This is a genomic window from Paraburkholderia diazotrophica (assembly GCF_038900755.1).
Lineage (GTDB): Bacteria > Pseudomonadota > Gammaproteobacteria > Burkholderiales > Burkholderiaceae > Paraburkholderia > Paraburkholderia diazotrophica_A.
Map to the genome: position 1 here is coordinate 1 of NZ_JBBPEN010000017.1, position 24,456 is coordinate 24,456.

Sequence of the window (24,456 nt, forward strand, 5' to 3'; positions counted from 1 at the left end):
GCCCTACGGGCTCCTTCCGACGCGCACAGCGTCAGGACCTTCCCCGCAACTTGCAGTTACCGCCTTTATCACGTCACGTCAACTGTGTGTCGCCGGATTTGCGCGGTTCCTGACCGCCATCGACACCAGTTGCCAGCCATGCTTGCAGACAGCCTGCAGGATCAGTTCTCGAGGCTTTGTGCACTCGACGAAGAGATCGCGCGGATCGAACAGCGCATTCTCGGTTGGCGCCGTAATGACGATGCATGCAAACGCATCTCGGAGATTCCCGGTGTGGGCGTGCTCACGGCAACCGCTGCGGTATCGGTCATCGGGCAGGCAAAGACATTTCGCTCCGGACGGGAATTCGCCGCCTATCTGGGTCTCGTGCCACGACAGAACGGCTCTGGAGGCAAGATCAAGCTCGGTGGGATCAGCAAACGCGGTGACGTGTATCTGCGAACGCTGCTGATCCACGGCGCGCGATCGGTCATCGTGAGCGCCAGACATTTGCCGGAGCGTTTGCGCCAGATGCTGTCCCGACGTCCAACGAACGTCGTTGCTGTTGCACTCGCCAACAAGATGGCGCGAACAATCTGGGCGCTGCTGGCGTACGGCCGAACGTATGAGGCAGCCCACGCACATTGATCACCTTTCAAGGCCAGTAATCACATTCACGGTTGCACAGGTCACGGGCCGGTTGGCGAAGAACGGTACGAGTTGCGCACGTTTCAGAACCTTGCTGTGAATCGAGCCAGTTTCAGGTTCGACATAGTGAATCTGGAAAACGCGCTTGGCCAGGTCGATGGCAATGGTCGTGGGTTCCATCTGGTTCTCCTTGACGGCAAGACTGCCGAACCAGCAATGTGGCACGGTCAGCCCACGGGCCTGCGGCGCTGAGCGGCCCGTTAAGGCGGGAGGCGACCATTCCATCTATTTAGGACCTACAACATAAAAGTTGATAATCATTATTATGTCCAATCGCTGTGATTGTCGCGAGTGATGCTGGGTCAGTCGCCTTGCATCGGAACGGCTGAGGGTATAAACTAAGTCCACTGAACTAAGTTCAAATGGCCATGCACATCTACAACATCCACGAAGCCAAGACGAACCTGTCGCGGCTGATCGAAGACATCGTGAACGGTGGTGAGCCGTTCGTGATCGCGAAGGCTGGCAAGCCACTGGTGAAAGTCGTGCGGCTTGACGCGGCGCCCGAAAAGCCAGTGCGGCGCATCGGCTTCCTCAAAGGGCAGATCAGCGTCCCGGATGATTTCGACACGATGGGTGCCGAGAGCGTCGCCGACATGTTCGAAGGAAAAGACCGATGAAGCTGCTGCTCGATACGCACTTGCTGCTCTGGGTTGCTGCGGACCATCCGGCGTTGCCCGATGAAGCACGAGCGGTTATCGAAGACGAAGACAACCAGCTGTATTTCAGTGTGGCGAGCATGTGGGAGATAGTCATCAAATCTTCGCTCGGGCGCGAAGACTTCCAGGTTGATGCCCGGGTGCTTCGCCGCAGCCTCATCGACGCCGGCTACGAGGAGCTCTCGATCGAATCGCATCACGCGTTTGAAGTCGCCACCCTCCCCGCACTGCACCGGGATCCGTTTGACCGGCTGCTGGTGGGCCAGGCGATCTCTGAGGGTATTGTGCTTCTCACGCACGACGACCAGATCAAGCGCTATGACTTCGCACCCGTGCGGTATGTCTGAGCGCGGTGCGGCACGCGGCTCACGAGCAATCCGGACGACTTCCGCGCGCGTAACGTGATCGACGTGCATCGAAGCGTCGAAGGGATCATTGAAGCCAGCCCCGCCCCGCTACGTTTTCGTCAGTAATCCAAACCGAAATTCGCTAAACAAGGTTATGTCAAATACGTAGGGGTACGAATCGAACCCTCGAATATCGGACCAAGGCGATAATAAAAAGGACGCCCACGTGGAGGAGATGCCAGCGCGGGCGCCAAACTCGCAGCGATACATCACAATCGGTTTCACGCTCATGTTCGATGATGCCAAGGCAGCCACGCTTGCTGGAGCGGTGATACAAACGCGCCAGCGTTACAACTACGTCAAGCGCATCGACGGCATACGTCTCGGCGGCGGATAGACACACCACGAACCGCGGCCGTGTCGAAAGAAGGCGACAGCGATTGTTTCGGTTGGCCTTGTGATCTCAACCCTAACCACTCGCCAAGGCATATTGCGCGATCTCGGTGGCCGCGTCAGTTTCAATATCTGCCCGGCTCCGATCCACTCGCCTACCAGAACGCGCAGAGACTTCCCGCTGAGCATCATTCCTTCCTCGTTGATCGTTCATCGGCCGCATGCATGATGCGGCATCGGAACGAATTTCTGATCGCGTGGCAGCTCCAAAAGCGCGCGATCAGGTTGCAGTCTCCGTCGGCGCGGTGCTCGGCCGTCTTACTGGTCCAGAAGATTGAATGGCGAGTGCGAATCCAACCAGTCGTAGTGACTATGCATCGTCGTCCAAGCCCAGTTGTGTACCGGGCGAGTCGAGATTCGCCCGGCCTCTCTGGCCATAATTCTTCCGGCGTCCGCCAAACCTTGGTCGTTACCGCAGTTTTGTCGCGTTTCCTTCTCTTTGCTGTTCATCGTCGTCTCGCCTCAAGATGGTTTTGCATCGTTTGTGATCTGCCTATTCAATCAGAAGGCATCAGCCTAGTCCTCGTTCAGCGCTTCGGCCCGGAATCAGATCTTTGTTACTGCATCTACCGCTTGATTCGTCGCTATCGCGCCTCTATTGCGCGATGTACCAACATGGGTAGGGAACTCAGTGCTAACGAACAACTTCCACACGACTTCCACATTCGCACTCAACGCGCGCTTGCTACGCCGCACGAGCACAGTTGTCATGGACACGTCAGGAAAGAGCGGACGTGCGACGAGAGAAGCCGGCAGCACGTCGGGATAGGAGGAAACTGGAAGCACACCAACGCCGATACCCAGTTCTACCATGCGCAGTGCGACAGTGAGGTGGCCGCATTCATTGGCGCGAGTTGCATCGATCCGGTGTTCGCCGAACGCGCGCTCCATCACATCGCGCATGCCCGCTTCCGCGTTGAGTGTGACGAGTCGCGAAGCCGTGTTTGCGTTACGCAGCGCTTCCCAGTGCAGCGCCGCGCCGGAAGCAAGCGGATGCGCGTGCGGCAGCACCGCGCACAGCGGCGTCGACGTGAGCGGATGCATGTCGAAAGCATCCGTCTCGCGGCCGAACTTCGTGTCAGACAGCACGCCAAAGTCCACTTCGCCTTGCTCAACGGCGGTGAGTACGGCGTGTTGAGGCTGCTCCTTTGCGACTATGGTCAGGTCGGGAAAATGTGCGGCGCCGCCCGCGAGCCGTTCGGGCAACCACCCCGACGACGTTATCGGATCGCACGCGATCAGGACCGTTCCCGTGCGCCTGTTGTGCGCCGCGCGCTCCTCGCGGAAGGTCAGTTCGATTTCCTCAATCAGCCGGCCGACGCGCTGCTCAAGCCGGGCACCAACGGGCGTCAATTCGACCTGGCGCGTCGTCCGATAGAAAAGGCGCAAATCGATCGTGTCCTCAAGCTCACGTATGCATCGGCTTACGGCCGACTGCGTGAGATCGAACTCACGTGCTGCACGGGTGAAGCTACGTTGACGCGCGACAGCGGCGAACACCTTCAGTTGCTGCAACGATACGTTCATATTCGCATAGCCATGTTCACGAGGTTTGATTTTCCTGTCCCACTCAGGTCGTCCGTTCGGAGCCCGGATTCATTGCCTGTTTTGGAAGGTCCACCAGCACCGAGGTCGCTCCGGCGACGTATTGACACTTGCCCTGTTGCGGGTAGTCGCAAACGTCATGCTCCAGTCTCTGACCCGCGACGATAAGCTCAAGCGGAATATGTCCGGTGTTGAACACGGTGTGGGCGGCGCCTCCTCGTGCGAAACCCATGACATCTCCTGCGCCAATCTCGTATGCCCGCTCATCGATGATCGCCTCACCGGTACCCGACAGGACGTAGATGCATTCTTCCTCGTAGAGATGCCGGTGATATTCCGTGGACTCACATCCTGGCTGAATCGTTACAAGGTGGAATCCGAACTGGGTCAGGCCGGTCAGTTCGCTGAGGGGCCTTTTAAGCCGTATTGCTCTGTCGTTCAACGGATGAACAGAGCGCTGCGGCTCTAATGCGTCGATATGAGCCGCTTTCAACAATTCACGCGGGGATTCGAACATGCTTTGTCTTCCGCATTTCTGACGTGTATCGTTGGCGTCAGCGTTGATGTCCACTGGTCCGAAATCTTTGGAAACCACATCCGGCTGTACTGCCATCAACGCAAGGACCGTCGTCAGTAAAGGACTCCCACCGCGGGAGTTCAGTTCACGTCCGTCGGTAAGTGCTCCCACACGACTTTGCCCACCGCCGCTGCCGTAGCTCCTGACAAGGTCCAACCAAGATGACCGTGACCCGTGTTATAAAAAACACGTGGTGCCCTGCCCTTCATTACGCGGGGCATCATGTTAGGCATCATTGGTCGAAGTCCCGACCACGGGATCACACGTGAAGTATTGACCGTGAAATTCTGATTGACCCAACGAACCAGCGGATCAATGCGATCCATTCGGATGTCGCGGTTACGTCCGTTGAACTCTGCCGTGCCAGCGATCCGAAGTCGCTCCGCACCAAGGCGGCTTGTAACGATTTTCGCGCTCTCGTCAAGGAGGCTGACCCATGGGGCCTGCGCTACACTGCCCTCGTCCTCAAGGTGAACAGTGATCGAATAGCCTTTTACCGGATAGACGTTCAGGCGATCGCCGAGCAAACTCGCGATTCTCCGACTCCCAACGCCCGCACAGACCACGACAGCATCGGCGGCCACGTCTTCGAGACGCTTCTGCGCTGGCACTTCCTGATCCGCTCGGTCGTTCGAAAGCAGAAATCGAACACCGCGTTGCAGGCACTCGGCATTCTCAACGGTTACGCCCTGCCGAAATCGTACGCCGCGCCTTTCGCAAGCAGATGCCAGACCCCGGGTGAACCGGTGGATGTCCCCCGTCGAGTCAGATGGAGTGAAATATCCCCCGTAGTATTGGCCTCGCAGCGTCGGTTCGATCTGTTTGATTTCTTCCGGGGTTACGGCAAACCGCTCAAGACCGCCCGACACCAAAAGTTCATTGGTTCGAGTCGCGGCGTCATACGATTTCCTGTCGTGGTAGAAGTGCAGAATGCCTCGCCTTTGCAGGTCGAAATCAATCTGCTCGCGCTCGGCGATCGCGAAAAGATGGTTCCGTGCCTCGATCGCCAGCCTTACCGTCTCTATTGTGTTATCGCGGTAGTGCGCGATATTGGAGATGAACTCACCAACCCATGAGTATTTGTGCCATGACGGCTTTGGATTGAAAAGGACCGGAGCGTCTTGCTTGAGCATCCATCGCAGCCCCTTCAGGATCGTTCCGGTATTGTTCCAGACTTCGGCGTTACACGCCGAAAGTTGCCCGCCATTGGCGAACGATGTCTCCATCGCTGGATAGAGGTGTCGGTCAATGACAGTTACCTGATACCCGAGTTCGGAGAGCGTGTATGCAGTCGTAACGCCGGTGATGCCGGCGCCGATAACAATGATATGGGGCATGTTTGAGTCCGTGAAAAGATAGATCTCGCCGGTCCTTCAGCGCATACCCCATCTGTCACGGTACCTGAGAGCTTAGGCGGAACAACTCGCCGTCCCCTTCGGTGGGCATGCATTCATGCCTCTCTCCAGAGTTTTGAACGCGCTACAGTCCTTTTGCCTGAGAGTTTCCGGGGCGGTTGCTCCGTCGGCGCCGCAGCCTTTGTGACTGCGGTCTCTCCTGCAGCGCGTTTCCTGCACACTTGAAGCTTACTTCAATGTCGGCATAGGCGGCGAGCAACTGCCGCCTACCCTATCTAACCTGCTACTGCAAAAGCCACTGCGTGAAGCGCAACTTCAGTGCGTCCTGATTCTCCGCCCAGAAATCTGCGCCTGCCTGAATCGAGTCTTTGATATTGGCTGGGTAGGTGGGCATGTGCGGCGCAACGCTTTCCGTGGTGCCGGGATAGTTACCGACGAGCACGATTGCCGAGCGTCGCGTCGGTCCATTCGATGTCAGGGTCGACAGAGCTGCCTGACGGTCAGGGTTGCTCGCAAACTTCACGAACTCAAGGGCTTCTTGCGTATGTGGAGCGCCTTTTGGAATCATGAAGAAATCCGTTGACCAGACATCACTGTCCCACATGATCCGGAACGGTGCGCCTTCCATTCGAGCGACGAAAATCCGGCCCGCGTAAGCAGACGTCATAACGACTTCATGTGACGCGAGCAATTGTGGCGGCTGGGCGCCAGCTTCCCACCACACGATATCTTCCTTGATGGTATCGAGCTTGCGAAAGGCGCGGTCAACACCAGCCGGCGTCGATAACACGGTATAGACGTCCTTTCGTGGAACTCCGTCGGCGACCAGTGCCCACTCTAACGTCGCGACGGGTGACTTCTGCAACCCGCGCTTTCCCGGGAAGTTTTTTGTATCAAAGAAATCCTTGATAGTCTTTGGCTGCTTCGGCGCGTTCGCATCGTAGGCAATGGCACGTGCCCACGAGATCGACCCGAGGCTGCATTTGGACGTTGTGCCTGGTACGAAATCGGAAACACCCGCAGTGCCATCTGCATTAGCGGGGAGCGTTGATGCGTTGAATCTGGTCAGCAGTCCATCTTCACACGCCCGACGCTCGTCGAAAATGTCAGAGACGACTACATCCCAGACCACCTTCCCCGCCTGTTGCTGCGCGCGGATCTCACTCAGGCCACCGTTATATTCAATGATCTTGACGGCGATCCCGGTCGCCTTCGTAAAGGGGTCGAACAGAGCTTTTTTCTGGGCTTCCGTGTAGCTTCCCCCCCAGGATGCAACCGTTATTTCCTTGCCGCCCTGAGCCATCGAAGACATCGAGATAAGCAAGGCGGCACTCGCGATCACCATCCTTCTCATTGCGTTCATTGCATCACCTTTTCAAATGAAGAAACTGCATCGAGTCAATACGAACGTTGCAAACGATGGCGCCTCATAGCTCCGCCGTATCCAAAGTATCGGAAAACGGAAGTTTGAATACAATAATGGAATTTACCTATGCGATTTCGCAATGTCACGCTAAAAGGAGGGCTGACATCACCGATTTAGGAACCTAGCATCGCTATGCTCTCGATTCTCGAAATCGGGCCGAACCGCGGTGCGTCGTGCAGGCGTGAGAGGCAGTTGAGGTTCACTCCGAGCGAGCGGACGGAAACCGCAACTGCATTCGATTGGGGTAAGGACAGCAGGGAACGGGCGGGACGGCAATGTCGTCGGATCGGGGGCATCGCCTACGCTTTCGCAGCGATCTGCCCCCGTAAATCACGGGGCATCCGAAGCCTGACTCTCAAGCATCAACTTCGCTCTCAACGTCACTTACGGCATGTAGACCCGTCGATTGCAAAGTCGTGCGTAGCTCGCCAGCAGCCTCTTTCAGGCTCTGTACGACGGTCTCTGTATCAAAGCTCATCAGCAGTCTTTCCTTGAGGGCCACGATACCGACGCCGTATAGCGCGCCCGCAGACCCGATCAGCACCGGACAGCAAATCGAATAAACACCCGGATCGAATTCATCATCGCTGATCGCGTAGCCCTGCTCCCGTACATCCGCCAGCTTCGCTTTGAGTTTGTCGGGATCAACGATCGTGTTAGGGCGATATTTCTCGAGCGGCCCCACCAGCTGCTGGTCGATCACCGCCTCGGACTGGAACGCAAGCAGCGCTTTTGCTGAGGCGGTGGCATTGAGCGGAAACACATTGCCCGGATAGATCAGGTTGCGGCTGGGCGAGGATGGCAGCACCGTGACAGCAAGCTGAATGGAGTCCTGGACCAGTCTCACCAGATACGCCACCTGACCAAACCTGTCAGCAAGCCGTTGCAGGGTGGGCTCGGCCAGAGCCTGAAGCGTCTCGAGGCTCAGCGAACTTTGAAATATGCGGATAAGTCGCGGCCCGATCCGGTAGCGCGACCTCCCACGCTTCCCAACGAGAAAGCCGGCATCGAGCATGTTGTTCACTAGCCGATGCGCTGACGGCATCGGCATCTCAGTCTGCGACGAAATTTCGACCAGGGTTAGCCCTTGGTCTGACCTGTTGATCGCTTCGAGAATCATCGCAACCCTTTCGAGCCGCGGAATTCTGTCGCTTTTATCGATATCGGAATCGGACATTTTGATTTACGCCTTGCGGATGCACGGATTCCGTAATCATACGTCGAAAAACGCAATGTCAAGCCCCTTGCTGCCCCGGGTCGCGCGCTGCGGGTGATTGCCAAGAAACCTAAATCAGCTTCTCTGCTGCGCTCCGGGGCCGCCAGGCGGCAAAGCTCTATCTCGGCGCGCGCCTGCGATCGTCGGAAAGTGAATCGATCCCGGGTCCCTGGGAGATTTTTCGAAACCAAGCTGAGTACAAACACCTACTTTTGTTCTCGTTGACTAAAAAACGGAATTCCAGTTTAATTTTAGAAATATTGAAGCCCACCGCCAGTTCCCGCAGGAGCACGAAATGAAAGACGCGATAGTCGAATTCCGGGACGTCCGCAAGAGCTACGACGGACATACACCCGTCGTTGCCGGACTCAACCTGAGCATCCATCGAGGCGAGTTCCTCACGCTCCTTGGACCTTCGGGTTCCGGGAAGACCACGACGCTGATGATGCTTGCCGGGTTCGAGACTCCCAGCAGCGGCTCGATATTCTTGGACGGCGTCGCAATCACCAGCGTCGCGCCTCACAAGCGAAACATCGGAATGGTGTTCCAGAGCTACGCGCTATTTCCGCATCTATCGGTGGCCGATAACGTTGCGTATCCGCTGAAGGTTCGGCGGGTACCTAGCGCCCAGGTCGCTGAACGAGTGGGTGCCGCGCTCGATATGGTGAAACTGAAGGGGCTTGGTGATCGGCTTCCGGCCCAGTTGTCGGGCGGCCAGCGACAGCGCGTCGCCCTTGCCCGCGCAATCGTCTTCGAGCCACGCATCGTCCTGATGGATGAGCCGCTTGGCGCTCTCGACAAGCAATTGCGAGAGCACATGCAGTACGAGATCAAACAACTGCATGCACGCCTCGGCATTACGATTGTCTATGTCACTCACGATCAGGGCGAAGCACTGACCATGTCTGACCGCATTGCGATCTTCAATGAGGGCATCGTGCAACAACTTGCCTCTCCGGTCGCCCTGTATGAGCAGCCAGGCAATTCATTCGTGGCTTCGTTCATTGGTGAGAACAATCAGCTCTGCGGACGGCTGTCCGAAATCCGTTCGGAAAACTGGGTAGTAGACAGCCCGGGAATGGGCAAGCTCACAGCGACTGGCGTCGGTACTGCCGCCGCAATCGGTGATTCGCTAAAGCTGTCTATCCGCCCAGAACGCATTGTCCTCGGCGCGGAAGCAGACTCCCTGAACAACCGCTTCAACTGCCGTGTCACAGACCGAACCTATCAGGGCGACCACATCCGGGTGCGTCTAGCACGCGAGGAGGGTGACGGATTGATCGCGAAGCTTGCAAACAATCGCGACTGCGAACGTGTGCAGATTGGCGACATGGTGACCGTTGGCTTCCGGTCAGAAGACTGTATCGCTTTCCGATCAGCTCCGTGAGGTGAGAATGAACATGTCAAATACCGCATACGTCCCGCCTGCGGCCGCCCCCTTGCCCACCGACCGACAGTATCGGCACGTGAAGTTGCGCGCCCAGGTCCGCGCGCTGACGCTGATACTGCCGCTCGTCGCGTTCCTCGTCGCCTTCTTCCTGTTCCCGATCGTCCAGATGTTGTACCGTTCGGTTGACACAAGTGCTGTGGCGGTGCCGCTCGCTCAGGTTCACACGGAACTGAGCAACTGGAGCGGAGAAGGCGAGCCGCCTGAAGCTGCGTATCGAGCGCTGGGAAAGGACCTGACGGCGCTTGACGACCGTGACGAGCTGGGGCCAGTCGTTCGGGAATTGAGCTATCGGTACACGGGGTTCGAGGGCCTGCTGCGCAAGACAGTACGCCAACTCGAGGGAAGCGATGTTACCCAGGGAAGCTGGAAAAGCAGATTTGTCGCTATCGACCCGCGCTGGGGGACAGCTGAGCCTTGGGGTGTAATCAAGCATTCGTCCGGAAAAATCACTGCGCAAAATCTACTCTCGGCGGTGGACTTGCGCCAGACCGCGACCGGGGGCGTCGCTTTGCAGCCCGCGGATCAGCGACTGTACGTCGCCGTTTTCATCAACACGCTCGTGATTTCCGTAAGCGCGACACTCGCATGCCTGCTACTCGGATTTCCGGTGGCGCATCTGCTCGCCACCGCGCGCCGAAGCACAGCCACCGTGTTGATGATGCTTGTGCTGCTTCCCTTCTGGACGTCATTGCTGGTTCGCACCTCAGGGTGGCTTGTCATACTGCAGACCAACGGTCCGCTCGTGGACCTGCTTGTTTGGTTACACGTGTTTTCAGATAACGCCCGACCCCAGCTGGCCTACACGCGCTTCGCCTCGATTGTCGCGATGACACACATCCTGTTGCCGTTCATGATTCTGCCGCTGTACAGCGTAATGAAAGGAGTTTCGAAGGACTATGTGCGGGCCGCGTGCTCTCTCGGTGCCGGACCCGTCAAGGCATTCTTTTCCGTCTACATACCTCAGGTCGTCCCAGGGATTGCCGCTGGAGCGATGATGGTTTTCATTTCTGCCCTTGGTTTTTATATCACGCCCGCCCTTGTCGGTGGGAGTCAAGGACAGATGGTCGGGAACCTGATTGCCTACCACATGCAATCGTCGTTGAACTGGGGGTTAGCTGCAGCGCTATCAGTCGGCCTTCTGGTGCTGGTTGCGGACATCTTCTGGATGTTCAGAACGCTCGCCAGCGCTGAACTTGTGGGAGCACCAAAATGATCCGGAAAACGTACTACTTCATCTGCGGTTCCGTGTTCTTCTTCATGATGGCGCCAATTCTCATATGCGTCCCACTCTCATTCAATGCGCAACGATACCTTACGTTCACCCCAGGGATGCTAGCGCTTCATCGCGACGCCTTTTCTCTGCGCTGGTACGCAAGTTTCTTCGGCTCCGAAGTCTGGCGTGACGCGATCGTCAACTCCATGATCGTCGGCTCACTGACGACACTCGTTGCGACGACGCTCGGAACGGTGGCGGCAATTGGCCTCAGTCGGCGCGACACACCGTTCAAGAAGGTTCTGCTGGCGCTGATTCTCTCGCCGATGATCGTGCCGGTTATTGTCACAGCGGCCGGCATCTATTTTCTTTTCTCGCGCTGGGGCCTCACACAGAGCATTCCGGGTCTTGTGATCGCTCACACAATTGTTGCAGTTCCACTCGTGGTGATTACGGTCAGCGCCGCGTTGGCCCGCTTCGACTACGACCTCGTAAAGGCTTCATTGAGCCTCTCAGCGTCGCCGGTCGAAACGTTCTTTCGTGTGACCTTGCCGCTCATTGCGCCGGGCGTAGCGTCGGGTGCCATCTTCGCATTTGCTACGTCACTGGACGAGGTTGTTATGGCGCTCTTCATTGCCGGCGTCGACCAGCGGACGATCCCATTGGTCATGTGGAGCGGAATCCGCGAAGAATTAAGCCCGACAATCCTCGCAGCAGCGGTAATTCTCACAATGGTTTCGATATGCATGCTGCTGACTGTCGAGTACCTCCGGGCATGGTCATCGAAGTTCAGCAACGCTTGATAATTGAGTGGAGAACCAGGTAATGAATATTCCCCGAACAATGCGCGCCGTAGTGCTTATGGGCCACGGCGGACTTGACAAGCTCGAGTACCACGAAGATATCCCAACGCCTCGACCTGGAAAAGGTGAGGTCCTGATTCGTGTCGGGGCGTGCGGTGTCAATAACACTGACTTGAATACCCGCACCGGCTGGTATAGCCCAAATGTCCGCTCAGGCATGACGGAAGAAATTGGCAGCAAGGGCATTGACCCGGATACTGCCGATCTGGGTAACTGGGACCGCTCGAGTCTAGCGTTTCCCCGAATCCAGGGTGCCGCAATCGCGGGCCGCATCGTCGAGGTTGGCGAGGGAGTCGATGTGCAGCGAATCGGCGACCGCGTGATGGTCGATCCCGTAATTCGCGACCCGTCGGCACCGTTGCGCGAAGAAGGTATCCGTTTCGTTGGCAGTGAATGCGACGGGGGCTATGCGGAGTATGCCGCGGTTCCGGTCGAGAATGCCTTCACGGTGAATGCCGACATCCCGTATGTCGAGCTGGCGACCTTCCCTTGCGCCTTCACGACGGCCGAGGAGATGCTTGAGCGGGCTCGCCTGAAAGCTGGTGAAGTCGTCGTCATCACGGGGGCAGCGGGCGGGGTGGGAAGCGCGAATGTGCAGCTGGCAAAGCGCCGTGGCTGTGTGGTGATTGCAATTGCGGGGCAAGGCAAGCGAAGCAAACTTCTGGAACTGGGTGCGGACCATTTCATCCCACGCGAAACCCCTAACCTGGTGGCAGAGGTTGAGAAGCTGGTGGGGCCTCGTGGCGTCGATGTTGTTGCGGACGTGGTCGGTGGAGACTCCATCACGGGGCTGTTGCGTGTGCTTAAGCGCGGCGGTCGATACACGACAGGTGGCGCGATTGCAGGCCCGATTTCCGAGGTAGATTTGCGTGACCTGATTTATAAAGACCTTGAAATGTACGGCATCGCAAATCCGGTGGCCAATACGACGGGGAACCTTGTGCAGTACATTGAAAGTGGAGAAATCAAGGCGATGGTGGATAAGACTTTCCCGCTTGCGCAGTTACGTGACGCGCAAGCCGAGTTCATGAAAAAGTCTCACGTTGGGAAAATTGTCATTGACGTGAACGCCTCTGCGTAAGCGCTGCTTTTATCCTCTCGAAGCGCCGGCCCCGCTGATGGGGCCGTTTTCAATTCCACAGACATCCAGACACATGCACTTCTTTGACTGGACGGGTCCGTACCTTCGTTTGGCCCGCGTTGAGAAGCCGGTCGGGACCTTGCTCCTGCTATGGCCGACTTTGGGCGCCCTCTTGATTGCCGCGAGCGGGCATCCACCGCTTCATCTGCTGGTTACATTTATCCTGGGAAGCTTCCTGATGCGTTCCGCGGGATGTGTCGCGAACGATCTTGCCGACGAGCGCTATGACACTCACGTCACGCGGACGAAGCAGCGCCCGCTTGCATCCGGCGCGATATCGCGCAAGCAGGCGCGGCGCTTTCTTGCTTTGTTGCTGGTGCTCGCTGCCCTTCTATTGCTTCCCTTGAACGCATTGACTGGCTTGTACGCTCTCGGTGCGTCTGCGATCGCCCTTTGCTACCCCTTTGGCAAGCGCATCTTTGGCGTGCCCCAGGTGGTGTTGGGCTTGGCGTTCAGTTTTGGAATCCCGATGGCTTTCGCGGCCGTCCTGGATTTCGTCCCTGCCGTCGCGTGGTGGCTGTGCGCCGCTAACCTGTTCTGGGTCATCGGTTACGATACTGCCTACGCGATGGTCGATCGGGAGGATGACCTTCTGATAGGCGTCAAGAGCAGCGCGATTACCTTTGGTCGGTATGAGGTCTTAGCCTCCGGCTTCTGCTTTGCCGCATATCTGGGCATATTCGCCGCACTGGCTATCGCTTCGAAATGGACCACCGCATTCTGGCTTGGTTGGGCAGGGGCGCTTGTGTGCGTCGTGGACCAATACTTCAAAATAAGATCCCGCGATCCGGCGCTGTGCTTTCAGGCGTTCAATCGCGCTCACCGTGCGGGCCTCTGCATGTTGACAGGCCTCGCAGTGGCTCTGACCTGAACCGTTCGGGACGCGCCCACGAAGTGCCTTACTCTGGGGACGCGTCGCGTACAGCCAGCCCGCTTATGGGGCCGACCGTTCGAGTGACGGATTTGCGAGCCTATACATCGTTAACGTCAGCGCCTTGGCCCCCCAGGCCAATTCATGGGCAGCTGACAGCTCTGCAGGGTGGTGGCTCAGCCCATCCTTGCTCGGAATGAACAGCATACCTGTTGGACAGTGTTCCGCCAGGTACATTGAATCGTGAAAGGCGCCCGAGAGAAGTTCTCGCCACGGTTCTCCGCATTGCTCAGCTGCTTCAGCGAGGGTCGCCCTGACGGTCTCCGAGAACGGTGTCGGCTTATGTCGCATCAGCTCTTCGAGCGAAATCGTGCAGGCGGACTGTCGTCGCGTCCAGGAACGAAACCTGGCCTCGAAGTCATCCAGGACATCATCGGACGGGTGTCGTAGGTCAATTGTGAAACTAACTTCGTCTGCGATCGTGTTCGTTGCACCAGGCGAGACTTCGAAGCGTCCGACAGTCAAGCGCAAATCAGCGTCACTGTCGTTGGCCGCAGCGTATGCCCGCTGTACCAGCTCGGTCGCGACAAGGACTGCATCTTTCCGGAACTCTCTGGGCGTTGTGCCTGCGTGGGAAGTCTGCCCTCGGACTGAAATCCTGAACCAGCGAACTCCCTGAATTCCACTGACAACACCAAGTGTTTTCCCCTCGCGCTCAAGCACCGGACCTTGCTCGATATGCACCTCTACGAACGCGGAAAACGGGCGTTTCAGCGGCACCAGTGGGATGAACTGGAGCGCCGCCGCTGCATCGTCTAACGCTTCGGCGAACCGCACGCCCGTCGAATCCGAACTTTCGCGAAAAGTGGCTAGCAGTTCGGGCCTTACGAACGCCGCAGATCCCATTGAACCTGGAGCGAACCGGCAACCCTCTTCGTTTGTCCAGATTGCCACTTCGAGCGGCAGCTCGGTAACAACGCCCGCATCGTTCAGTGCGGCGATCATTTCCAGTCCGGCGCATACGCCGTACGCTCCGTCGAACTTTCCGCCAGTGGGTTGTGAATCGATGTGGCTCCCCGTCACTACCGGAGGGCCGTCCGTCGTTCCGGCGCGTCGAAAGAAAACATTGGCTGCCTCATCCCGATAGACCTCGCATCTGAACCTGGCTGCAACTTCCGACAGCAATTTGCGGGCGGCTACGTCCGACGATGTCAGTGCCTGCCGATTGACACCGCCCCCGTCCGATTTGCCAATCTCGGCAAGAGCCGAAACCAGGCCCGCAAGTCGTTCTTGCGACACATGGTCAGTAAGAAGGTCTGTGAAGTTGAGTTTCATCTGCGACACCTGATGAGAGAAGTGATTGCCCGTCCAGAGCAGCATTTGCGGAAACCGCCCGAAGATTTCTCTTTGCCACTAGCAATTTCCAAAAATCCTTGCTAGATTTCATTTAACGGAAGTTTAGACAACAAAGTGAAATCTTGCAACGGCCCCACCCCCATAGGAGACGCGATGAACTCGACTGCTGACCAATTTCTTGACTCCGGAATCATTCCCCGTTTCGCCGAGCCTGCGACTTTCATGCGTGCGCCTTATACACGCGAGCTTGAGAATGTGGACATCGCGCTCGTCGGCGTTCCGTACGATCTCGGGTGCACCAACAGGAACGGTGCCCGGCAGGGCCCTGCGCAAGTGAGGGAAATGTCACGGCTCATCCGGAAGATCAATCCGCAAAGCGGAATTTGCCCGTTCGAACTGCAGCGGGTCGTCGACATCGGGGATGCGCCGGTTAATCCGCTCGACAATGCACAAACCCTCGACGCGATTACGGCGTACTACGCGCGCCTTCGCGATCGCGGCATCGCCGCGATCTCCTGCGGCGGCGACCATACGGTGACCTATCCGATTCTGCGTGGACTGGCGCCGAAGGGGCAGAAGTTGGGCGTCATCCATTTCGATGCGCATTCCGACACCCTCGACGAGCTGTACGGGAGCCGAATCAACCACGGCACGGTATTCCGCCGCGGTGTGGAGGACGGCATCATCGACCCGGAACGCGTCATCCAGATCGGGCTTCGTGGCACCCGCTTCAGCGAAGGCGACATCCAGTACGCCTACGACGCCGGGATGGCGGTCGTCACCATGGACGACTATGAGGAGATGGGACGCGCCGCGGTCATCAGCAAGATGCTTGAGACGGTGGCGGGCGGCCCGGTGTACATCACATTCGATATTGACGGGCTGGACCCCGTCTATGCGATTGGTACGGGCGCTCCTGAACCGGGCGGACTTTCGATGCGCGACTGTCAGGTCATCATTCGTAGCGCGCTTGGCCTGGACGTTATCGGCGGTGACGTATGCGAAGTCGCTCCCCTTTTGGACCCATCCGGTCACACGGCGCTCAATGCGGCCAATCTGATGTTCGAGATCCTGTGTGTGACCGCACACGCCAAGTCGAACGCAAAACGCTAACTGACCCGGGTCGAAAATCATGGCGCAAACTTTTAACCGCGATGGTGCTCTGTCGGAGTTCCCTGTCGGCGGCCCTCAAGACCTGTTCTACAGCCGTAAAAACACGAAGGATTTGCCTACGATCGTTCGGGGTGAAGGAATCTATCTTTGGAACGACGCTGGCGACCGCTTTATCGACGTTTCATCCGGCGCGATTGTAAGCAACATAGGCCAGGGTAACGAGCGGGTGTTGCGGGCGATGTACGAACAAGGGAAGAAGCTGTCCTTCAGCTACGTGCGCGTATCCCGTCACGAACCGAACGCAGAGCTTTCTCGCAAGGTAGCTGTACTCGCGGGGCCTGGTTTCGAACGGTGCCACTTCACATCTGGCGGCTCTGAGGCTAACGAAATGGCCATCAAGTTCTGTCGTCAGTACGCCTTTGCAAAAGGCATGCACAAAAAGACACGCGTGATCTCGTGCATGCCGTCGTACCACGGTGGCACGCTTGGCACCATTGCTGTAACTGGCGACCTGGACTTCGCCCCCATCTACCGGGACATGGTTCAGTTCTCCGAGAAAATCCCGACGCCGTTCACATACCGGCGCCCCGACGGCATGGGCGTAGTCCAGTATGCAATGCAGTGCGCGCAAGCGCTCGAAGACGCCATCCTCCGTCTTGGCCCAGAGAATACCCTGTGCTTTATCTTCGAGCCGATTGGAGGCTTGTCGACGGGCGCGAATGTTCCTCCACCTGAGTATTTCACTGAAATCCGGCGTGTCTGCACCGAGTATGGCGTCTTTCTCATCTTTGACGAGGTGATGTGCGGCGCGGGCAGAACCGGAAAATTCCTCGCCAATAGTCATTGGCCGCAGGCAAAGCCAGACCTTGTCGTTCTCGCCAAAGGACTAGCGTCCGGATATACCCCGCTTGGCGCAGTTCTGGCGCCCGCGACGCTCGTGGATGAACTGGCAGGACTCACCGGGTTCAATCTGGCCCACACATACAACGCCAACCCCATTACCTGTGCGGGTGCATGCGCGGTTCTCGACGAGACCGTTGAGCACGACATCATAGGTAATGCAGCCCGCGTCGGCGGCTATCTGTTGGAGCGTCTGCTGGCGCTGAAGGAGAGCTCGCCGATCATCGGCGATGTGCGTGGCAAAGGCATGCTGACCGCCGTGGAAATGGTGAAGAACAAGGAAACCCGCGAGATGCTGCCGCCCGAGATGATGGCTGCTGACCGCGTTCGTCAGATTGGCATGAAGCACGGCCTTTTGATCTACGCGCGCCGCACCAGCGGCGGCCGCTTTGGAGAGTGGTTCATGACTGCCCCGCCACTCACTATGACGGTCGCGCAGGTGGACGACATGATGGCGCGACTGGAACTTACGTTGGCCGAGTTCACGGACGAACTGCACCGCGCCGGTGCCTTATAGGGAGACGGAGAATGTCAATCGCTTACAGCGAATATCAGCACCTGAAATTTGACCGACCGTCGCCGGGTGTTCTTCTGGTCACAATTAATCGGCCGGAGAAATACAACGCCACCGATGAGCGACTGCACTGGGAATTGAGCAAGGTCTGGCTGACGATCGGTGACGACCCGGAGACGCGCGCGATCGTAATCACCGGAGCGGGTAAAGCCTTCTGTGCGGGAGGCGACCTCGACATGGTCAAACGGAACCTGGAAGATTATTGGGGCGTGCTTCGTACCGGTCAGGAAGCGCTGGACATCGTGAACAACATGATGAATCTTGAGAAGCCCATCATTTCCGCGATTAACGGCGTTGCCGTGGGTGCTGGCCTGGCAGCTGCGCTGACAGCCGACATCAGCATCATCTCCGACCAGGCGAGGCTGAGCGACGGACATACGCGTCTGGGTGTGGCGTCGGGTGACCACGCAGTGATGCTGTGGCCGTTAATGTGCGGCATGGCGAAGGCCAAATATCATCTGCTGCTGGCCGATTTCATTGATGGTCCCGAAGCCGAAAGGATCGGCCTAGTCAGTCTGTGTGTTCCGCACGCACAACTGCTGGACCGCGCCTTGGCCGTCGCAGATACGTTAAGCAAGGGCAGTCAACTGTCTATTCGCTGGACAAAACGGGCTCTGAATCACTGGTACAAGCCCGTCGCTCCGATCTTTGACCTGTCGGTCGCCATGGAAATGCTGAACTTCGTTGACGAGGACGCCCGGGAAGGCATGCAGTCGGTCAAGGAAAAGCGCGGCGCGAGATTCCCGTCTTCCGAGCGAGGTACATATCAGGAAGCCGGTTGGGGAAGCAAGAATCGCATCTTGAAGTCGGGAGAATGATATGCACGCGGGTCATTGGGTTCAGCGGTCTGCGCTGCGCACGCCGAACAACATCTTGTGGATTTCCGAAGACCGTAGGATCACCTACAAGGACGGCGCGAGCCGGATCAATCGGGTATCCAACGCGCTACTCGCAAGCGCAGGGAAAGGCGCACGCGTGGCGATCCTGTGCGCGAACCGCTTTGAGGGACTCGAGGCGTTCCTGGCCGCAATGTCTGCCGGATGCGCGGCTGTCCCCATGAATCCCCGGCTTCATGTACAGGAGTATGCGTTTCTCATTTCTGACTCCGGCGCTCAGGTCGTCTTCTACAGTGAAGACTTCGCTGCTCACGTTGCCGAGCTAAAGCCTTTGGTACCCGAGGTCAAGCTCTGGGTATGCATCGGTGCCGAGCATCGGAGCGCGGACACCGACTATGAGGATTTCCTTCTCCAGTTTCCCACCACGCCGCCCAGCGTCGTCATCGACCACGATGATATCGCCTGGCTTTTCTATACGTCGGGGACGACCGGAAAGCCGAAGGGTGCGATGGAAACGCATCGGAATCTCGTTACGATGTGTCAGCAGTTCTTGTTAGGGGTCGTTCCGGACGTCGCTTCCAGTGATGTCATGTTTCACGTCGCGCCGATATCACATGGAACTGCTAGTTGCATGATGCCGCACCTGGCGGTCGGGGCAGCCAATGCATTCCCGTTATCGAAAAGCTTCAAGGCGGAGAAAGTATTCGAGGCCATTGAGAAGTACCGCGTGACTTCGACGTTTATGGCACCGACGATGATCACGATGTTGCTTCAGTCCGACTCGCACACCGGATATGATCTGTCGTCGCTGAAGAACGTCATCTATGGGGGCGGCCCGATGTACGTCAATCAGCTCCAGAAGTCACTCGACGTCTTCGGGAATGTCTTCGTCCAGATTTATGGACAGGGCGAGGCCCCCATGACCGTCGCATCACTGCCGAAGGCGGCGCATTTGGTCGGCGACGACGAGGCAAAGATCAAACGACTTGCTTCGTGTGGCCGTGAGATGCCCGGTGTGCGCATCGCGATTCTGGATGACAACGACACGGAAGTGGGCGTTGGCGAGTTTGGAGAAGTCTGCGTGCGAAGCGACCTCGTCATGAAAGGCTACTGGAATCGTCCCGAGGCGACGGCCGAGACGCTGCGCAACGGCTGGCTACACACCGGCGACGTCGGCTACCTGGACAACGAGGGATACCTTTTTCTGACCGACCGCAAAAAGGATCTCATCATCTCTGGTGGCTCGAACATTTATCCACGCGAAGTCGAAGAGGTTATCTGCTCCCACCCTGCGGTGGCAGAAGTCGCCGTGGTTGGTGTGCCCGATGAAGTGTGGGGAGAACTCGTCAAGGCGGTCGTCGTATTGCGTTCTGGTCATCGCCTCGACGCTGCTGACGTTATCGAGCATTGCAAGGCATACATGGCCTCTTATAAAAAACCGTCGGTCGTGCAGTTCATTGAGGAGTTGCCAAAGAACGCCACGGGCAAAGTGCTCAAGCGGGAACTCCGAAACGCCGGCTCGTGAATGAAGAGTCGCCATTGTCCGACTCTATCGGAGCCGGACAATGGTAAGCGTTCAGGTCACCGTTTCTCGTGATATGCACGCGAGACAGCGCAACAATGAGGCAAGCGAACAGGGTGGACAGGGTATGCCGACGCAGACAATGGGTGAAAAGGCCGGCCGGCTGGAAAGAGTCGCCGCCATTCTTGAAGCCATTTCGACTTCATCGGCCGGCCTGTCGCTCGCCGAGATCTCGTCCAGGACACAGTTGCCTATGCCATCGGCTCACCGGCTGCTCAATGGCATGGTCGAGGCAGGATTTGTGGCTGGTCAGCGAGGTAGGTCCAACTATTTCATTGGCCCTCGCATACTCGACCTCTTTCGCTGCAGCGCGATAGGCACATCCTCAAAAACACTCGCCCGTCGCGAAATTCAGATCGTGGCCAACCGCTTTGGCGAAGTCGGATATCTGGCGAAGATCACAGGAGAAAAGATCGAACTGGTTGTGATAGTTCCGCCAGAGGACCCCGCCCGTACCCTCGTCTACCCTGGTGCTGACTTCCCGGTTCATGCAACCTCGACAGCAAAAGCGCTCGTGGCCTTTCAACCAGAAGATTTGGTTAACCGTTTCGTATCAGGCCATCACGAGAAATTCAGGCCCAACACCGTCACCGATCCCGCAAAGGTCAAGGCAAGTCTCAGGGCAGTGCAAGCTGCGGGATATGCGATCAACGATGACGAGTATGACGCAGGCGTGTTCTCGATAAGCTGTCCGATTGAGATAGAGGGCGCGGGTGTTCTGTACGCGATTGGCCTCGTTGGCTTGAAGGAGAGGCTGTTGATGGCGTTCCCACAAGACCATATAGTGACCTGCCTCCTTTCAACGGCGCAAAGACTGTCTCGATTACTTGCACGACCGTGACCCCTGCCCCTTGTTTTTGAACAGCCTGACCGACCTAAGCAGTTGTCTCCCTTGTAGGTTTGCGAGTTTAAGGGCAGCGCGATTACCCGTCGCGCTGCCCTCTTTTTCGCACAAGCGACGGACGAATTGCGCTTTGTGCATGGGGCTGGCGTGTTTCGGTCTGCAACGTGCGAACTGTCGCCGCCAAACCTGCATTCGCCAATTTCGCTTGCTCAGTTCCCGACGACAGGGGCCGAGAACTTATCTACATTGTGGCCCAGACAGCAATCTACTGTTTTCACAAACAAATTAATTCGGGGCAGGTCGCAAACCCGCACGTACTCGATAGCGCACTAACCGGAAAACTGCACGCACATCAAGGTCACCCCCTTCTTGATCTATGGTGTTCGAGATTACGACCGCGACAAGTAGCGACACATTCGATCGTGTCCATGATTCTTGCCGATATGGACCGCGTCATTGCCGGCGAACTGCGTATCGACATACTCGTTGATGGCATCAGCGACGACACACGAAAGCGAGACGACACCGAAGTCCGACGAAGATGGCGTGGAAGCGCACGCTTCCAGCGACGACCGCGAACGACACCTCGGCGGTTACCACATTCCACGGCCCGGTCTTTCCCTTCCGCGGGCCCGTTCTACTTGGAGACCGCGCCAAAGCATCACACGGCCGACGCTTTCCGGCGCTTCGCTCATTGTCGCGCCGGCTTCCTGCACGAGCCTGTTGCCGTTGTCCACAGCGTGAATGACTCGGGCATTGCTACGAGGACCGCCGTGCCAAAGCAGAAGTTGCTCGATAATTTCCGCATCAACCGATTGCCCTGCCGCCCTGCATGCACCCCCGATCTTCTTCTGCGCGGCAGTGTCATCCTGAACATCAGGCAAATCCTGTAGCAGGCGATCGTAGAAAGCCTGTTCGCGTGGCGAGAGATAGCTTTCGCCATTCGACAACTTTGCACAGGCGCTGGCGCTCAACGTCTGGCACGGGCAATGTCTCGAACGCAATCCAGTTCGTCGTCATGCGCCTAAACGAAGAATGCGCCATCGTGCCGAACAATGGGACGAGGCCGGTCAGGGTCAAGGTGCTGCGGAAGTCTCTGGACCTTTCCCGAGCGCTTCCGCTGGTACTACGAACGAATATGGCGCTGTGACGCAGTCCGGATCAGGCGCAGACTAGAGCGCTTTTGACGCCTGTTCCTTTGCCAGTAGCCGCTTTGCCTGAAGGTCACCGCGATTCGCTTCCTGCGCGGTTTGAACCGACGTCTCGGTGGCTTCAAGCAACGCCGCACGCGCCGCGCCGCTGATACTGACGGTATACGAGGCAGGGGAAGACGTCGACGTCGTCTTACTGGTTGAGGGTGTACCCCCTGCAGATTGTGATGGAGGTGTGGTGACAGACTGGGTCGAGTTCTGGCCGACTGCCTGGATTGACATGGTTCTCTCCAAAAGTTACGCCGTATTTCGGCAGCAGGTCTATCGGCAAACTTACCGGATCACTTGAGAACTATATTTTTCAGAAATCCCCATCCGGTTAAGGCAACCTTAATGTTTGACGGGCTCTTGTCTGAATACCCGACCATTCGCGTTGCGGATTACGCTCACACCACCTTACACACATCGAATGTTTATTGCCCGCCCATAGCCGGGACGTCGGGCACCATGCATCGGCGAACAACGACTTTCGCGCTACGTCAATCAGACCACGCATCAAACGCACACTCAACGTAAGCATTCGATAAGGTTCGCGCCGTCATAGTATGGCGCAACAGAACGGACTTCATATTGGACTCAATGAAGCCGAACGCGGTAAATCAACGCCTTTGAACAAAGGAGTGGGGAGAATGCCTGACGCGCACGTCACACCAATGCAAAACAAGGTGCCTGAAGTTACGGCCGCATTCTGGACGATCAAGATCCTGTCCACGACGGTCGGTGAAACAGGTGCCGACTATCTTGCCGTCCATGTCGGGCTCGGCACCACCACCACGATTGCCATCACGTTGTCGCTGCTTGCGGCTTCGCTGGTCACGCAATTGCGCAAACGCGCTTATGTGTCATGGATCTACTGGCTCACTGTGGTGCTCGTGAGCGTCGTGGGCACGCAATTGACCGACGTACTGACCGACGGTCTCGGTGTCAGTCTGTACTTCAGTACCGTGGTGTTTGCCATTCTGCTCTGCGGCGTCTTCGCTATCTGGTATCGGAAGGAACGAACGCTCTCCATTAACGCGATCGTAACAAGCAAGCGCGAGCTGTTCTACTGGACCGCGATTCTTGTCACGTTTGCATTGGGTACGGCAGCCGGCGATCTCGCGACAGAAGCGATCGGCCTCGGCTTTAGCCTCGGCGTCGTTGTGTTCGGCATCCTGCTCCTGCTTATGGGCTGCGCGGCGTATCTCGGCGCGAACCATGTACTGATCTTCTGGTTCGCCTACATTCTGACGCGGCCCTTCGGCGCGTCGCTTGGCGATCTGCTGTCCCAGTCGAGAGATTATGGCGGGCTCGGCATGGGCACCGTCATGACCAGCGCGGTATTCCTCGCCGTCATCGTCGTGCTCGTGGGCATTCACGCTTCGGCCAGAACGCGCCAGGGTCAGGCCACGTAGCACACATCGGGTTTCAGTTCACGCCGCCAGATCTGGCGAAGCTATTGCATCTTCATACGGAGGATCGGTTATGAACCGGCGCATGGTAGTTCCTGTACTCGCAGTTGCCGCTTTCGCAACCTGTACGATCGAAGGCTCGCATATTGCTTCAATGTCGCAACGTCTCGCTGCGCTGTCGCCGATCTCGGTGGCACATGCCGCTACTGCACCATCGAAGCTCGGCGATCTGTCGAAGTTTCGAACCATCGCGACCGACACGTCGAAGCTCGTCGACGCGAATGATCTGGCCGGCGCGAAAAAGCGGATCAAGGAACTCGAAACATCGTGGGATGATGCTGAGCCTTCGCTCAAACCGCGCGCCGCCGCCGACTGGCACAAGCTCGACAAGGCCATCGACAACGCGCTCGAAGCGCTGCGCGAGAAGTCGCCCGAACAGGCCAGGTGCAAGTTAGCGCTCGCCGATCTGATCGCGATGATGGATCAGATGAGTGGGAAAGGTTGAGCAGGCTTCAATACGAAAGGTGAAACGCGCTTTCGTCGCGGGATGCGAGCGCGTTTTCATCAAAGGTCCGGTTCGCACCAGGGAATTGGTCTCCAGCTCATGGGCCATGACAGAAAGTTAGCAAATATCGTTTTCGCGATCTCCGCCATGAAAACAACGCTGCGGCTGCCCAAACAGTGCTGTCGATTGCCGTAGACTTTGCACGTTCTCCTCAATCGGCACGCGAACCTGGTTGCTGCGAGTCCCAATGCGATGCCCTGCGTCGTGACAGCCAGACTCGAATGCATCAGGATGCCGCATACTGTATCGATGGGAGTGGTGAAGCATAGATGCCGGTGAAC

The 24,456-nt window shown here is 57.5% G+C and carries 22 protein-coding genes, 2 pseudogenes and 1 riboswitch; of the genes and pseudogenes, 16 read left to right on the plus strand and 8 right to left on the minus strand.

Translation table 11 applies throughout. The features are described 5' to 3' along the window. Positions 1 to 90 precede the first annotated feature (90 nt). A pseudogene (locus AABE10_RS32335) lies at positions 91 to 627 on the plus strand (IS110 family transposase); the annotation flags it as partial. 39 nt (positions 628 to 666) lie between these two features. On the opposite strand, the pseudogene AABE10_RS32340 reads toward AABE10_RS32335, so the two are convergent. After that, positions 667 to 807: pseudogene (locus AABE10_RS32340) on the minus strand (IS110 family transposase); the annotation flags it as partial. Positions 808 to 1,055: 248 nt separating this feature from the next. On the opposite strand from AABE10_RS32340, the gene AABE10_RS32345 reads away from it, so the two are divergent. The 3 genes from AABE10_RS32345 (at position 1,056) to AABE10_RS32355 (ending at position 2,090) form a co-directional block, all read left to right on the plus strand. Continuing rightward, entirely contained in the window at positions 1,056 to 1,307 is a 252-nt protein-coding gene (locus AABE10_RS32345; protein ID WP_342937250.1) for a type II toxin-antitoxin system Phd/YefM family antitoxin, read from the plus strand. Beyond that, positions 1,304 to 1,693 (plus strand): type II toxin-antitoxin system VapC family toxin, encoded by a 390-nt coding sequence (locus AABE10_RS32350; RefSeq protein ID WP_342937177.1) that lies wholly within the window; start codon positions 1,304 to 1,306, stop codon positions 1,691 to 1,693. The genes AABE10_RS32345 and AABE10_RS32350 overlap by 4 nt, the downstream gene beginning before the upstream one ends. Positions 1,694 to 1,919: 226 nt before the next feature. Further along, complete coding sequence (locus AABE10_RS32355) at positions 1,920 to 2,090, plus strand: hypothetical protein (protein WP_342937178.1); 171 nt, start codon at positions 1,920 to 1,922, stop codon at positions 2,088 to 2,090. A gap of 602 nt (positions 2,091 to 2,692) precedes the next feature. On the opposite strand, the gene AABE10_RS32360 is transcribed toward AABE10_RS32355, so the two are convergent. The 5 genes from AABE10_RS32360 to AABE10_RS32380 form a co-directional block, all read right to left on the minus strand. Further along, positions 2,693 to 3,673: a LysR family transcriptional regulator gene (locus tag AABE10_RS32360; protein ID WP_342937179.1), complete on the minus strand. Its 981-nt coding sequence runs from the start codon at positions 3,671 to 3,673 to the stop codon at positions 2,693 to 2,695. 43 nt (positions 3,674 to 3,716) lie between these two features. Next, entirely contained in the window at positions 3,717 to 4,208 is a 492-nt protein-coding gene (locus tag AABE10_RS32365; protein WP_342937251.1) for a cupin domain-containing protein, read from the minus strand. A gap of 140 nt (positions 4,209 to 4,348) precedes the next feature. Further along, positions 4,349 to 5,605, minus strand: a complete 1,257-nt coding sequence (locus tag AABE10_RS32370; RefSeq protein WP_342937180.1) for a D-amino acid dehydrogenase — start codon at positions 5,603 to 5,605, stop codon at positions 4,349 to 4,351. 135 nt (positions 5,606 to 5,740) lie between these two features. Beyond that, positions 5,741 to 5,835, minus strand: a riboswitch (glycine riboswitch). Positions 5,836 to 5,906: 71 nt separating this feature from the next. Further along, positions 5,907 to 6,986 (minus strand): polyamine ABC transporter substrate-binding protein, encoded by a 1,080-nt coding sequence (locus tag AABE10_RS32375; RefSeq protein ID WP_342937181.1) that lies wholly within the window; start codon positions 6,984 to 6,986, stop codon positions 5,907 to 5,909. Positions 6,987 to 7,404: 418 nt separating this feature from the next. Beyond that, positions 7,405 to 8,226, minus strand: a complete 822-nt coding sequence (locus tag AABE10_RS32380) for an IclR family transcriptional regulator (protein WP_342937182.1) — start codon at positions 8,224 to 8,226, stop codon at positions 7,405 to 7,407. Between the two features lie 334 nt (positions 8,227 to 8,560). Between AABE10_RS32380 and AABE10_RS32385 the strand changes: the two genes are divergently transcribed. From AABE10_RS32385 to ubiA, 5 genes are all read left to right on the plus strand, one after another. After that, entirely contained in the window at positions 8,561 to 9,652 is a 1,092-nt protein-coding gene (locus tag AABE10_RS32385; protein ID WP_342937183.1) for an ABC transporter ATP-binding protein, read from the plus strand. Between the two features lie 13 nt (positions 9,653 to 9,665). Further along, the gene (locus AABE10_RS32390) at positions 9,666 to 10,928 is read left to right on the plus strand and encodes an ABC transporter permease (protein WP_342937184.1); all 1,263 of its coding nucleotides are present in this window, start codon (positions 9,666 to 9,668) and stop codon (positions 10,926 to 10,928) included. Beyond that, positions 10,925 to 11,731, plus strand: coding sequence for an ABC transporter permease (locus AABE10_RS32395; protein WP_342937185.1), 807 nt, complete (start codon positions 10,925 to 10,927; stop codon positions 11,729 to 11,731). The genes AABE10_RS32390 and AABE10_RS32395 overlap by 4 nt, the downstream gene beginning before the upstream one ends. Before the next feature lie 22 nt (positions 11,732 to 11,753). Next, positions 11,754 to 12,872, plus strand: a complete 1,119-nt coding sequence (locus AABE10_RS32400) for an alcohol dehydrogenase family protein (protein WP_342937186.1) — start codon at positions 11,754 to 11,756, stop codon at positions 12,870 to 12,872. 73 nt (positions 12,873 to 12,945) lie between these two features. Beyond that, complete coding sequence (gene ubiA, locus AABE10_RS32405) at positions 12,946 to 13,803, plus strand: 4-hydroxybenzoate octaprenyltransferase (protein ID WP_342937187.1); 858 nt, start codon at positions 12,946 to 12,948, stop codon at positions 13,801 to 13,803. Positions 13,804 to 13,866: 63 nt separating this feature from the next. Here ubiA and AABE10_RS32410 read toward each other — a convergent pair whose 3' ends face one another. Next, positions 13,867 to 15,138 (minus strand): M20 family metallo-hydrolase, encoded by a 1,272-nt coding sequence (locus AABE10_RS32410; RefSeq protein ID WP_342937188.1) that lies wholly within the window; start codon positions 15,136 to 15,138, stop codon positions 13,867 to 13,869. A 174-nt stretch (positions 15,139 to 15,312) separates the two neighbouring features. On the opposite strand from AABE10_RS32410, the gene speB reads away from it, so the two are divergent. Genes speB through AABE10_RS32435 form a run of 5 tightly spaced genes read left to right on the plus strand, consistent with a single transcriptional unit; the run spans position 15,313 to position 21,005 of the window. Beyond that, complete coding sequence (gene speB, locus AABE10_RS32415) at positions 15,313 to 16,272, plus strand: agmatinase (protein ID WP_342937189.1); 960 nt, start codon at positions 15,313 to 15,315, stop codon at positions 16,270 to 16,272. A 19-nt stretch (positions 16,273 to 16,291) separates the two neighbouring features. Beyond that, positions 16,292 to 17,689 (plus strand): aspartate aminotransferase family protein, encoded by a 1,398-nt coding sequence (locus tag AABE10_RS32420; RefSeq protein ID WP_342937190.1) that lies wholly within the window; start codon positions 16,292 to 16,294, stop codon positions 17,687 to 17,689. Between the two features lie 11 nt (positions 17,690 to 17,700). Next, positions 17,701 to 18,564, plus strand: a complete 864-nt coding sequence (locus tag AABE10_RS32425) for an enoyl-CoA hydratase/isomerase family protein (protein ID WP_428983420.1) — start codon at positions 17,701 to 17,703, stop codon at positions 18,562 to 18,564. Between the two features lies 1 nt (position 18,565). After that, entirely contained in the window at positions 18,566 to 20,107 is a 1,542-nt protein-coding gene (locus AABE10_RS32430; protein ID WP_342937191.1) for a long-chain-fatty-acid--CoA ligase, read from the plus strand. A gap of 40 nt (positions 20,108 to 20,147) precedes the next feature. Beyond that, a complete protein-coding gene (locus tag AABE10_RS32435; protein WP_342937192.1) occupies positions 20,148 to 21,005 on the plus strand; it encodes an IclR family transcriptional regulator in 858 nt (285 codons plus the stop codon). Between the two features lie 596 nt (positions 21,006 to 21,601). On the opposite strand, the gene AABE10_RS32440 is transcribed toward AABE10_RS32435, so the two are convergent. Next, complete coding sequence (locus tag AABE10_RS32440) at positions 21,602 to 21,982, minus strand: hypothetical protein (protein ID WP_342937193.1); 381 nt, start codon at positions 21,980 to 21,982, stop codon at positions 21,602 to 21,604. Between the two features lie 890 nt (positions 21,983 to 22,872). Between AABE10_RS32440 and AABE10_RS32445 the strand changes: the two genes are divergently transcribed. Both AABE10_RS32445 and AABE10_RS32450 read left to right on the plus strand, forming a co-directional pair. Then, positions 22,873 to 23,613 carry a hypothetical protein gene (locus tag AABE10_RS32445; RefSeq protein ID WP_342937253.1) on the plus strand — a complete coding sequence of 247 codons (741 nt, stop codon included), beginning with the start codon at positions 22,873 to 22,875 and terminating at the stop codon, positions 23,611 to 23,613. Positions 23,614 to 23,683: 70 nt separating this feature from the next. Next, on the plus strand, positions 23,684 to 24,115 hold the full coding sequence (locus AABE10_RS32450; protein ID WP_342937194.1) for a hypothetical protein: 432 nt from the start codon (positions 23,684 to 23,686) through the stop codon (positions 24,113 to 24,115). Positions 24,116 to 24,456 lie beyond the last annotated feature (341 nt).